Origin of the sequence: Lactiplantibacillus sp. B652, assembly GCF_023806745.1 — a bacterium.
GTDB classification, from domain to species: Bacteria; Bacillota; Bacilli; order Lactobacillales; family Lactobacillaceae; genus Lactiplantibacillus; species Lactiplantibacillus pentosus.
This window is the reverse complement of the sequence record NZ_JAMSKY010000001.1, coordinates 37,211-49,814: the sequence shown is the minus strand read 5'-3', so window position 1 is coordinate 49,814 and position 12,604 is coordinate 37,211. Positions and strand designations below refer to the sequence as shown.

11 protein-coding genes are annotated in these 12,604 nt (G+C 48.5%); all 11 read left to right on the top strand.

Annotation, left to right across the window (positions count from 1 at the left end; translation table 11 throughout):
• Nucleotides 1-48: 48 nt before the first annotated feature.
• The 11 genes from MZO40_RS00180 (at nucleotide 49) to MZO40_RS00135 (ending at nucleotide 12,515) form a co-directional block, all read left to right on the top strand.
• Entirely contained in the window at nucleotides 49-753 is a 705-nt protein-coding gene (locus MZO40_RS00180) for a class A sortase (protein ID WP_003637673.1), read from the top strand.
• 107 nt (nucleotides 754-860) lie between these two features.
• Nucleotides 861-1,421 (top strand): LemA family protein, encoded by a 561-nt coding sequence (locus MZO40_RS00175; RefSeq protein ID WP_003637674.1) that lies wholly within the window; start codon nucleotides 861-863, stop codon nucleotides 1,419-1,421.
• 11 nt (nucleotides 1,422-1,432) lie between these two features.
• Nucleotides 1,433-2,332 (top strand): zinc metalloprotease HtpX, encoded by a 900-nt coding sequence (gene htpX, locus MZO40_RS00170; RefSeq protein ID WP_003637675.1) that lies wholly within the window; start codon nucleotides 1,433-1,435, stop codon nucleotides 2,330-2,332.
• Between the two features lie 60 nt (nucleotides 2,333-2,392).
• Nucleotides 2,393-3,181: a hypothetical protein gene (locus MZO40_RS00165; RefSeq protein WP_050337716.1), complete on the top strand. Its 789-nt coding sequence runs from the start codon at nucleotides 2,393-2,395 to the stop codon at nucleotides 3,179-3,181.
• 446 nt (nucleotides 3,182-3,627) lie between these two features.
• Nucleotides 3,628-5,016 carry a UDP-N-acetylmuramoyl-tripeptide--D-alanyl-D-alanine ligase gene (murF, locus tag MZO40_RS00160; protein WP_101874079.1) on the top strand — a complete coding sequence of 463 codons (1,389 nt, stop codon included), beginning with the start codon at nucleotides 3,628-3,630 and terminating at the stop codon, nucleotides 5,014-5,016.
• Nucleotides 5,017-5,269: 253 nt separating this feature from the next.
• Nucleotides 5,270-6,850 carry a DEAD/DEAH box helicase gene (locus MZO40_RS00155; RefSeq protein ID WP_003637678.1) on the top strand — a complete coding sequence of 527 codons (1,581 nt, stop codon included), beginning with the start codon at nucleotides 5,270-5,272 and terminating at the stop codon, nucleotides 6,848-6,850.
• Nucleotides 6,851-7,379: 529 nt separating this feature from the next.
• A complete protein-coding gene (locus tag MZO40_RS17330; protein ID WP_260197764.1) occupies nucleotides 7,380-7,514 on the top strand; it encodes a hypothetical protein in 135 nt (44 codons plus the stop codon).
• Nucleotides 7,515-7,630: 116 nt separating this feature from the next.
• Nucleotides 7,631-7,993 (top strand): holo-ACP synthase, encoded by a 363-nt coding sequence (gene acpS / locus MZO40_RS00150; protein ID WP_003637679.1) that lies wholly within the window; start codon nucleotides 7,631-7,633, stop codon nucleotides 7,991-7,993.
• Nucleotides 7,993-9,120: an alanine racemase gene (gene alr, locus MZO40_RS00145; RefSeq protein WP_252133031.1), complete on the top strand. Its 1,128-nt coding sequence runs from the start codon at nucleotides 7,993-7,995 to the stop codon at nucleotides 9,118-9,120. Before acpS ends, alr begins: the two co-directional genes overlap by 1 nt.
• A gap of 440 nt (nucleotides 9,121-9,560) precedes the next feature.
• The gene (locus MZO40_RS00140; protein ID WP_003637688.1) at nucleotides 9,561-9,953 is read left to right on the top strand and encodes a type II toxin-antitoxin system PemK/MazF family toxin; all 393 of its coding nucleotides are present in this window, start codon (nucleotides 9,561-9,563) and stop codon (nucleotides 9,951-9,953) included.
• A gap of 579 nt (nucleotides 9,954-10,532) precedes the next feature.
• Nucleotides 10,533-12,515 carry a KUP/HAK/KT family potassium transporter gene (locus tag MZO40_RS00135; protein ID WP_252133030.1) on the top strand — a complete coding sequence of 661 codons (1,983 nt, stop codon included), beginning with the start codon at nucleotides 10,533-10,535 and terminating at the stop codon, nucleotides 12,513-12,515.
• Nucleotides 12,516-12,604: the final 89 nt, after the last annotated feature.

Below are 12,604 nucleotides of genomic sequence, written 5' to 3'. Positions count from 1 at the left end.
CCCTAAGGCCTTTGATAAAGGGCGTAAACAAATTAGGAGGCGGGATTAATGAAGTCCAAGCAACATCCCGGGTTAAAGTGGTTAGGTCGGGGCGTCTTTGTCCTGCTAGTGTTAGTGTCGTTGGCGCTGATTTTTAATGAGCAGATCAAGAGTTGGTTGGTCAGTTCATATTCACCAACGGTCACGACTAAAACGGTCAAACAGAATGCCAAGAAAAAGAGTGATTTCAATTTTTCAAAAGTTAAATCGTTGGACTTTCAAACGGTCGCGAAAGCCCGCATGAATAAGAACGCCATCCACGTGATTGGCTCGATTGCGATTCCGTCCATTGATTTATACTTACCGATTGGAAATGGTGTCAGCAACGAGACGCTCGCCTTAGCCGCGGGAACGATGAAGGCTGATCAAAAGATGGGACAGGGGAACTACGCACTGGCCGGTCACCATATGATCAAGCACGGCGCTCTATTTAGCCCACTCTATTACAAGAGTAAGGTCGGTCAAATGATTTATGTCAGTGATGCGAAGAAAATTTACGCTTATAAGACGAGTCAACGGACCTTCATTAAGGCGACGGATGTCCAAGTGATCGATGACGTGCCCGGCAAAAAGCTGATTACGTTGATTACGTGTGACAAGACGGGGGCGGGCCGACTGATGATTCGCGGGACGTATGTCCAAAAATGGTCGTTCAAGTCGGCACCAGCTAAGGTTCAGAAGGCCTTTACAAGTCATTTTAACAACAAATATTAACAATTATTACAATTTAGGGGTATCGATACCGTCCGAGTGAATTTCACGGTACAATATAACTTAAGTTAATCTGTTTCAGGTTTATCTAATTTAGAGGGGGTCTATTGATGGTTGGTTTAATTATCGTGGCGGTCATTTTAGTCTTGATCGCAATCTACGTGGTTATTTATAACGGCTTAGTGAAGTCGCGGATGTATACGCAGGAAGCCTGGAGTCAAATCGACGTGCAACTCAAACGGCGGACGGATTTGATTCCTAATCTGGTCAATACGGTCAAGGGCTATGCCAAGCATGAAAAGAGCACTTTGGCTGAGGTCATTTCGTTACGGAACCAATTAACGCAAGTTCCAAGTGGCGATCACCAACAGGCCATGGCAGTTTCGGATCAATTAACAAATTCGTTGAAGAGTATCTTTGCTTTAGCTGAAAGTTATCCTGATTTGAAAGCGAACCAAGAATTTGGCAAGCTGATGGAAGAGTTAACGAATACTGAAAATAAGATTGCGTATTCACGGCAATTATTTAACTCGAGTGCCGCTAGTTATAACATGAAGTTACAACAATTCCCATCCAATATCATTGCGGGAATTCATCACTTTAAGGACGTTGAATTCTTAACGGTCCCTGAAGCTGAAAAAGCAGCACCAACTGTTTCATTTGAAGATTAGAGGTTACGCCCATGTTATTTGAGCAAATTGCCCGCAACAAGCGGCACACGGTATACGTGATGGCCGCTTTTGTCGTTTTACTGGCCGTCATCGGCCTCGCTGTGGGCTATGTCTTTTTCAACAGTTCGCTGGCTGGACTGATCATTGCCATGATTGCGGCCGGCTTTTATATGTTACTCATGATTAGTCAGTCGACGGACATCGTCATGAATATGAATCATGCGCGTGAGTTACATCATGCGGATGATGATCCTGAGTTGTGGCACATCGTTGAGGACATGGCACTGGTGGCCAAAGTACCGATGCCACGCGTGTTTATCATTGACGATGAGAGCCCCAATGCGTTTGCGACCGGTAATAATCCGGAACACGCTGCGGTCGCGGTCACTACTGGGATTCAGGCTCGGTTGAATCGTGAAGAGATGGAAGGCGTGATTGGCCACGAGATGAGTCACGTGCGTAATTACGATATTCGCTTACAGACGATTGCACTGGCCTTAACGGCGGCCATTAGCCTGTTAGTCAACTGGGGCATGAATGCCTTTTGGTGGGGCGGTGGTCGGCGCAGTCGTGATAATGATCGCGATAGTAACGGCGCCCAAGCCCTATTGATGGTGCTTGCCGTGGTCGTCATCATTCTGGCTCCGTTAGCCGCTAGTCTGGTGCAGATGGCCCTGTCTAGGAACCGCGAATACTTGGCGGACGCGGGTAGTGTTGAACTCACGCGTAATCCACTGGGCCTGATCAATGCGTTAGAAAAAATCGACGACAGTCAGCCGATGCAACAAGCGGATCCTAGCAGTGCCGCGTTGTATATCTCCGACCCGTTCAAGGCTAAGAAATCATGGACGCACCTCTTTGAGACGCACCCACCGATGGCTGACCGAATTGCCCGCCTAAAAAATATGTAATAAAAAAATGCGCTGAGGTTAATAACGGCTTATAATAAAACTAAATAGAAAGTTGAAAGAGTGAGACGGTTGCAACGCAAATATATTTACGCCAATTTGGAAAAACTGGATAATCTTGTCTTTGCCTATGGAATCGACCAGAGCGATTTTGTACACGGTATTAAGCGGCTCCCAGCGAACTTAGTTTCGTTAGTGGGCGTTGATGACAACGAACATGCGGTCAATGCCCATACCGGATTGAACGTCATTAATGATGAAAATGAAATTCGGCGTTACATGCTCCAAAGTCACTCGTTACCCGTTAAGTGGCTGGACTATGATGAGGTCGGTGACTTAGACTTTCTGACGGCCACCGAAATTGCCGAATTGCTCTATTTAGGCCACATGGATCGGCCAATTCGGTCGCCATTTAATTATAAGTTGCGCAATCGCTACGTTTTCTTGGAACAGCGCAACGGTGGTATCAAGCTATACTTCTATTATATTTCGGCGTTCAGCCATATTTTGAGTGCCGCAATCGTTCGCCACACGTTGGCTGCTTACCGCGGTCGGCGGATGTTCATGCGTTCGCTCAGCGTTCCTCGAGTTCCCGAAGCAATTTTAAAGCAGTTAGTCGCGTTGATGCCAGATGGACTGTTCATTTATTTTGATCAGTCGATGGTTCGCCAACGCCAATTGCTAGTGCCTGTGCATACGGAGACGACGGGGAATGAGATCGAAGTCTTTGACCCAGCGCGGGGCGGAGAGAATCGACGGACCCATAACGTGGCCACGCTCAAATTCAACTTGAACTCTGGCACCTGGGCGCTACAAGTTCATGATGAGACGGCCTTTGAGCCACACTTATAGTGATCAGTTAATTGGTAGCTGTGAAGCCTGGTCAGTGTGAGGCTAAGAGTTGCCAGCAGTACACCAGTATCGGTCGGGCGGATGCGCTATGACAGCTATTCGTAGGTCAGCGGGCCAACCACCAGCGACCACGCATACGCTATCGTGGCAACAAGTCGTCAGCGGCGGTCCAGGCAGCTCGTCTGGATGCTCGCAGATTAAAACAGTAATATGATTCAATTAAAAAGTTGATTATGAACGCCCTGCTAAGTCTTAGCGGGCGTTTTTGGGCTAGACGCTCAAACCGAATTGTCGCCTAATTCAGCCTGACCGTAGAGTACCCGTAGTCAAAGTGGTATAATTTTATTGCGCGTAGCTTGAATTGGGGCTACGATTCGAGCAAGTGGAACCTTAGTCAGAAGTTGGTGGCCGAACAGTGGTCACCATGAATGGAGAGTTTAATCGATATGAAGATGCAAGTTGCCGAAATTGCCAAGGCCGTTGAAGCGGTCAATGCCGAACAGGCTTGGCCCGACGTCAATGTAACGGGAGTGGCGTTTGATAGCCGGCACCTGCAAGCGGGGGATTTATTCATACCGCTGATGGGTGCCAATGATGGTCATCAATATATTCAAAGTGCAATCGAGCACGGGGCCGTTGCGACCTTATGGGCCAGCGACCACGCCGACAATGTTCCTGAAAGTATCCCGGTGATTATGGTCGCCGACACGTTGACCGCGTTACAACAACTGGGTCAGTATTACTTACAAAAAATCAATCCGAAGGTCGTCGCCGTGACGGGCAGTAATGGGAAGACTACGACCAAGGACATGATTGCCAGTGTGCTGAGTACGCAGTTTAACGTCACCAAAACGCATGCGAACTTCAATAACCAGATTGGGGTGCCGGTCACTTTACTTAGTATGGAACCCAACACCGAGGTCGTGGTGGTCGAAATGGGCATGGACCATTTTGGCGAGCTCGACTTTCTCAGCCGCTTAGTCCAACCAGATGTTGCGGTGATTACGATGATTGGTGAAGCGCACATTGAATTCTTCGGCACGCGTGACCGGATTGCGGATGCCAAGTTAGAAATCGTCCATGGACTCAAAGAAGATGGGACCTTCATCTTTAATGGTGATGAACCGCTATTACAAGAACGGGCCAAAGAAGTGAGTCAACATCAACGGACCTTTGGACTAGATGCGACGAACACCTTAGCGGGTAGTGAAATCACGACCAGTCGCGCTCAGACACAGTTCAAAGCGAGCTTGTGGCCGGATGCAACTTACACGATTCCAATGATGGGCGCCTACAACGTCAACAATGCCTTGGCTGCACTCTTAGTTGGTGATACGTTCCATATTCGACCAGCCGCTGCGCAACAAGCTATTGCGAGCTTCGTGCCAACTGAGAATCGGACGGAATGGCTGACGGGTGAACGTGGCGAAGCTATTTTGAGTGATGTTTATAATTCCAACCCAACTGCTGCGCGGCGTGTGTTGGCCGCATTTGCAGCCGTTCCGACCAAGGGCAAGCGCATCGCCGTTTTAGGAGACATGCTTGAATTGGGTGACCAATCGGACGCCTTACACATGAGTCTGGCAAGCGAATTAGATCCTGCCACGATTCAAAGTGTGTACTTGAATGGTGAACACATGCGGGCCTTGGCGGAAGTTTTGCAAGACAAGTACCCGGCTGGTAGTATCCACTACTACGCGACGGCTCAACAGCCGCAACTGATTGACGCCTTAACGGCAGCGGTTGAAGCTGATGATCAAGTCCTATTGAAGGGGAGTCACGGCATTCATCTCGAAAATGTCTTGGCTGCCTTGCAAGCCGCACCTGAAAAATAAAATTTTAACCATTTAAATTAAGAGGCCCTCGCGGTGACTAGGTAATGGTGACGCTAACATGAATTTTGACACGTCATTTCAACGCTTATCATTGCGGGGGCCTTGCTTGCTTATTTAGAATAACCGGTGTATGATAATTCAGTTGTACCATTTGAAAGTCAGACCGTTGGCTTACATGACAGCGTCTCACGGGAAACGGATTTTTTCCTAGCTGTCAGTAATCCCATGGTGTCATCCTTAGGAGGAAACATATTTGAAGTTTACAGAACTAGGCTTATCCGATAGCCTACTTAAAGCAGTTCAGCGGGCCGGCTACGAAGAAGCGACCCCGATTCAAGCCGAAACCATTCCAATGGTGCTAGAAGGCAAAGATGTGATTGGCCAAGCACAAACCGGTACTGGGAAGACCGCCGCGTTTGCATTGCCAATCTTACAACGCTTGGATTTTAACAACCATAACATTCAAGCTTTGGTGGTTTCACCAACGCGTGAATTAGCCATCCAAACTCAGGAAGAAATCTTCCGTTTAGGTAAAGACGAACGGGCCAAGGTCCAAGTCGTTTACGGTGGTGCTGATATTCGGCGCCAAATCAGAAATCTGAAACAAAATCCTCAAGTTATCGTAGGGACACCTGGTCGATTACTTGACCACATTCGTCGTGGAACGGTCAAATTAGACCACGTCAAGATGTTAGTTCTTGACGAAGCTGACGAAATGTTAAACATGGGTTTCTTGGAAGACATCGAATCAATCATCAAACAAGTGCCGGATGAACGTCAAACAATGCTGTTCTCCGCAACGATGCCACCAGAAATCAAACGGATTGGTGTGCAGTTCATGAAGGAACCGCACCACGTTAAGATCAAGTCGAAAGAAATGACTGCCGACACGGTCGATCAATATTACGTTAAGGCCAAAGAATTTGAAAAGTTCGACATCATGACTCGGTTATTCGATGTTCAGGCACCTGAACTCACCATCGTGTTTGGTCGGACCAAGCGCCGGGTCGACGAATTATCTAAGGGTCTTGAAGCACGTGGTTACAACGCTGCTGGGATTCATGGTGATTTAAGTCAACAACGGCGGACGCAAATCATGCGTCAATTCAAGGCTGGTAAGTTGGATATCTTAGTTGCGACTGACGTGGCTGCCCGGGGACTAGACGTTTCTGGTGTGACCCACGTGTACAACTATGATATTCCACAAGATCCTGACAGTTATGTTCACCGGATTGGCCGGACTGGCCGGGCCGGACATAAAGGGGTCTCATTGACCTTCGTCACACCAAACGAAATGGAATATTTGCGGGTCATCGAAAAGTTGACCAAGAAGCGGATGTTACCATTGAAGCCACCAACTGAATCCGAAGCTTTTGCTGGCCAATTGGCTGCTGCCGAAGCGGACGTTGATACGTTGGTTGCGAAGACTTCAACTGATAAGTACGCTACACAAGCTGCTGAACTCTTGCAGAAGTATGATGCGACTGACTTAGTTGCGGCCTTGTTAAATGATTTGACCAAGGACGATGCTTCCGCTGTTCCTGTTAAGATTACGCCAGAACGGCCATTACCTCGTCATAAGGGCGGCGGTAACAACCGTCGTGGTGGTTATCGTGGCGGTAACCGTGGTCGGAACAACAGCCATGGCAACGGCCGTGGTGGCTACTCACACAATGGTCGTAATCGCGATCGTGACCGCAATGGTCGTGGCGATCGTAAGAGCAACGGTTACAAGAGTCGTAGCCGTGACGACAACCGGAGCAACAACCGGAATCATGATGACGGTCGGAAGCAAAGCAGTAAGCGGAGCTACACGATTCGGACTAATGATTAAAGTCAACTCACAAATTAAATCGGCTTAATGTTCCGTTAAGCCCAAAGGTCGAGCGCAGGCTCGGCCTTTTTTGTTGGCATTAATGCTAAAATCGAGTGAGGGACGCAACGGTATTGGATATAGTGGCTGACTGCGATGACCGGCGTCTTCTAAATTTTAACCTGTAGACAACGATTACTCATGTTGACGTGAAAAGATTGCGTGCACTGCCCCTTTTATCCAACCGGTAGCTGTGGTAAATTGGAAACATCAACCTGAAGCGACGGAAAAGTTAGTTTGATTGTTGTTAATTGGAATTGCAAGAACGGGAAGTAGATGGCTTGTTCGTCAGCCGCTGAGGCGTCCTAATCCGACCTCCAGGGCTGGCTGACAACGCTGGAACAGGGCGGACATTGATTTGAACTCACGCAGAAAAGCACTGCGCAATTTCAAATACGAGTCTTCTCCTAGCCCGGGAAATTCACCCGGACAAGAAGAACTTTGCCCTTGAGCATTGTCAGCCAGCCCTTCCAGTCGGGAAGCCACTCGAATGGCGGATGAACGACCACTTATTTTGGTGCAATTGACCATCGATATTAGGCGACTGGTCTTTCAGGCAAACTTTGAAATAATATTTATGATGATTTATGATATTCGAATGTCGACAGGATTAGCTGAAGATTAGTGCCTAATTCAATGGAAGCTGGCCGCCTTTGACTTTAAGTATTGAAATAGAATTCAACTGGTGGATTGCCGTTGATACAATGAATCATGTTAATGAGTAAAAGAGGGGGGATCAGCGTGATTTATGGGACCGGGATCGATTTAACTGAGCTAAGTCGGATTCAGACGATTTTGGCGAAGGGATTGAAGCTACCTGAAAAGGTCCTCACTCCCGCTGAACAAGCGGTGTTTGCACGTTACCCGCTAAAACGGCAAATTGAATTTTTGGCAGGACGTTTTTCAGCCAAGGAAGCCTACAGTAAGGCGTACGGGACTGGCATTGGTGCTGCGGTTGGGTTTCAAGATATTGAAATTTTAGATAATCAGCATGGCAAACCTGAGATTACGCGGCATCCATTTGATGGGCCGGCCTGGGTCTCAATTTCGCATACGGATACGTTCGTCATGACACAAGTTATATTGGAAAGAGGCAATTTGTGATGGTTGTAATTGGGGAACACCGCCACACGCAAGTCACAGTTGATTTGCAGGCAATTAAGACAAATATTAGTGCAGAAATGGCGCAAAAGGATGAGCTAACGGAACTCTGGGCAGTTGTTAAAGCCAATGGTTACGGCCACGGCATCATCCAAGTGGCACAGGCAGCTAAGGAAGCCGGTGCGACTGGTTTTTGTGTCGCTATTTTGGATGAAGCACTGGCCTTGCGGGCTGCTGGGCTCACCGAACCCATCTTAGTGTTGGGCATTACAGAACCTGAATTTGCACCGCTAGCGGCAGAAAAAGACATCTCGCTCGCAGTGGGAACGCAGGAGTGGCTCAAAACAGCGGCCGCAATTTTGACGGCTAACGAGGTCGTCACACCGTTACACGTTCACCTGGCACTAGATACTGGTATGGGCCGCATCGGCTTTCAAACGCCTGCCGAATTAGCTCAGGCGATCGCAGCACTTCGCCAGTCGAAGTCACCCTTTGATTTTGAAGGTATCTTTACGCACTTTGCCACGGCGGACCAAGCCGATGACACGTACTTTACGCACCAATTGAACCAGTGGAAGAAGCTGATTGCGGCAGTGGATGAACTGCCAAAGTATGTGCATGTTTCGAATTCTGCGACGAGTTTGTGGCATCAGGCTTGCAACGGTAATATGGTTCGGTTTGGTGTTGCCTTATATGGACTGAACCCGTCTGGCCGGGAACTCAGCACCCCATACCCACTGCATCCAGCGCTGTCTCTGACCGCTCAGTTGACGTTTGTGAAGCGGCTTGCTCGCGGTAAATCAGTGAGTTATGGCGCCACGTATACGGCTGACCAGGATGAATGGATCGGGACGGTGCCAATTGGGTACGCTGACGGTTATGAACGCCGACTCCAAGGCTTTCACGTCTTAGTTGATGGCGAATTTTGTGAAATCGTTGGGCGGGTCTGCATGGACCAGTTAATGGTTCGGTTACCCCATGAGGTTCCTGTCGGTGCCAAGGTAACGCTAGTTGGGACGGATGGCGACAACACGATTACGTTACAAGATATTGCGGATTACTGTGGCACGATTCACTACGAAATTGCCTGTGGACTTGCCACACGGGTGCCACGCGTTTACATTGATTAGACTAACATTTAAGATATTAAAATCGAAATACCGCTGACAACTCAGTGAATATTGGTTTCAAAAAGTCGCGCTGACTTTTTGGAGCCTTTTTATTTTTAAATAATTAGGGAATCAGGATTATGGGTGACTATTCGGGCATCCTGTGCTGACTGCCAACGTTTGCAGAAATGCCTGGAAATCAGTGCAGGACGAACCAATCAGTGCAGGTTTATACTGACTTGCTCTGATTTTTGCGGGCTGTGTTTGACATTAAATCACTAGAAAAATCTACTTCGGTAACACCCTCTAGACATAAGGTGAGGCCATTTCTACCAATTAGTCTTTGGATTAAATTGGTAAACGGTTGCTAAAAGTGAATGATTCATGCTATCATGAGTAGCAAGATAGTTATATTGGGGCACTATCAGTTATCTGGGTATCGAATAAAGGGAGATGAGGCGATGGCTGCAGCTGACATTAAGCGTGGTGATATTTTCTATGCAGATTTATCACCAGTCGTGGGCTCCGAACAGGGGGGCATGCGCCCAGTGCTAATCGTACAAAATAATGTCGGTAACCATTACAGTCCCACGGTGATTGTTGCAGCAATTACTGCCAAGGTTCAAAAAGCGAAAATGCCCACCCACGTGAACATTAACGCTGCCCACACGGGGATTGAAAAAAATTCGGTTGTATTGTTAGAGCAAATTCGAACGATTGATAAGCAACGGCTTAAAGATCGGGTCACGCACTTGGATGACCAAACGATGCGCCGAGTTGATAATGCGTTACAAATTAGTATCGGGTTAGCTGACCGAACACGACGACGGCCACAACGCACGTTCCAATCATAGTCAATCGATGGGGATAAATTATTTACATAATTGAGCTATTTCGGTGCGATGACCGAGGTTAATAATGCGGACCACTGATTCAGAGTAATTGCTGAATCAGTGGCCTTTTTTGGCTAGCACTATAATTTTTGGCGTCGATGGGTCACTTGTTTTGAGACGCTTTTTTATGTTGGCGTGATAATAGTTGTTGGCAATCAAGTAAAAATCTTGGTCACTGACGGCGGCTACTTTCATTCTCCGTTGACTGTTGCTGGTAATCCGGTTTGGAACTACCGGTGTCTGTCGCATTTTGATAGTGAGGTCGGTTAAATCACGCCATCCAGTACACCAGTCACACTTGCAAATTTAACCGACGAATCAGCTTGAGCTCAAAAGGCCACTGACCAAACTAACAGCCAAATTAGTCATCATTCAGTCCCATCGCCGTAGCAACTGCCTACCGACTGCCAGCTAGCTACCAAGCCCTGAATAGCGATTGCGTTATGGTTGCCTTTTCACTAGGCGTTAGGTAAGCTAATTGGACCCAGAGTACGGAACCAATTAGTCACCCGCAGATGGTGTAGAAAGGATGGGCGAATCATGAGTAAGCAGACGCAGTTAAGTAAGCGCCGCGCCGCCGGTCTGTTAGTGGCGATGGGCGTGGTATATGGCGATATTGGGACGAGTCCCCTCTACGTGATGAAGGCAATCGTGACCGGTCAAGGCGGTCTTCAAGCCGTTGATGAAACTTTTATGTTAGGGGCGGTCTCGTTAGTGTTTTGGACGATGACGCTGCTAACAACGGTCAAATACGTGATGATTGCGCTCAATGCGGATAATCATGGTGAAGGTGGTATTTTCTCCCTATTCGCATTAGTTCGGCACCGGGCCCGCTGGTTGGTGGTACCGGCGATGATTGGTGGTGCCGCACTATTAGCCGATGGGGCATTGACCCCCGCGGTGACGGTGACGACGGCCATTGAAGGCTTGCGTGATGTGCCAGCTTACGTGCAACTCTTTGGGACGGGCCAGCAAGCCATCATTATTATCACGTTGGCGATTATTACGGGCTTGTTCATGTTGCAACGTTTCGGCACCAATACGATTGGTAAACTATTTGGACCCATCATGCTCGCGTGGTTCACTTTTCTAGGCCTGAGTGGGCTCCTGAACTTGACGCACGATTGGACGATTTTGCGGGCGCTCAATCCCTACTATGCCGACATGTTACTGATTAGTCCCGCCAATAAAGTCGGCATTTTGATCTTAGGGAGCGTCTTTCTGGCAACGACGGGGGCGGAGGCGTTGTATAGCGACCTTGGGCACGTCGGTAAGACCAATATTCGGTTGAGTTGGCCGTATGTCAAAATCTGCTTACTGTTGAGCTACTTCGGACAAGCCGCTTGGATTTTAGGCCCCGGACAGGCGCGGCAGGGTAACGTTAATCCGTTTTTTGCCATGTTACCAGCTAATTTAACGATGGCTGCCGTTATTTTTGCGACGGTCGCCGCGATTATTGCGTCGCAGTCACTGATCAGTGGGTCGTTTACCCTGGTCAGTGAGGCGATTCGGCTCAAGTTATTCCCACGACTGTTCACCACTTATCCCGGAAATGCGGTCGGTCAGATGTATCTGCCAGCCGTCAACTGGGGTCTCTGGGTCGTGACGAGTTCGCTCGTGCTGTTCTTTCAAACTAGTGAAAAGATGGAAGCCGCTTATGGATTAGCGATTACACTGACGATGCTCATGACCACGACGCTGATTTACGCCTATATGCGCCAAAAACGAGTGCCGATTCTCGGTGCCGGCAGTCTGACCGCTTTCTTTGCGGTGATCGAAGGCATCTTCTTAGTGGCTAGTGCCGCCAAATTTTGGCACGGGGGCTACGTGGCTGTCGGGCTGGCGCTACTGATTTTCTTAGTGATGGCCATCTGGTATCGCGGTGAACAACTGGTGAAGCAGCACAGCCAACCGCTCAGCCTGAGTCAGTACAAGCCGCAGCTGGCCCGTTTGCGTGATGACCAAACGATCGATAAGTTCCAAACCAATGTCGTCTTCTTAACGAGCCGTATGGACGGGGACCAATTGGAGCGGCAGGTCTTGTATTCGATTCTGGACAAGTGGCCAAAACGTGCGGATGTCTACTGGTTCGTCAACGTCACGATCACCGATGAGCCGTATACCGCTGAATACAAGGTCGATACACTCGCTACCGATTACGTGGTGATGGTTAAACTCTACCTGGGATTCCGCGTACGCCAGGATATCAACCGCTACCTGCGCACGATCGTCCGTGATTTGATGGCTTCAGGACGGTTAGCCTCACAGGAACAGACGTATTCCGTGACACCGGGACGTGACGTGGGCGATTTCCGCTTCGTCATCATTGAGGAAAAGTTGACGAATAGTAGCCGCTTATCCCGATTAGACCGGTGGGTGCTCGAAACTAAGTTGGCGATCAAGAAATACGCGACGACGCCTGCCAAATGGTTTGGCCTGGAATTTTCAGAAGTCACCGTGGAGACCGTCCCGATTTTGTTCAGTGAGATCCCCACACTGCCGATTACGGAGAAACAGGCTTAGATAAAACGCTCATTTTGTTTTAATTTAAACGGTGATTTTTACAGCTAAGCTAAGCTGCCCTTATCCCAGATAAGACAGCTTGTGTCAGT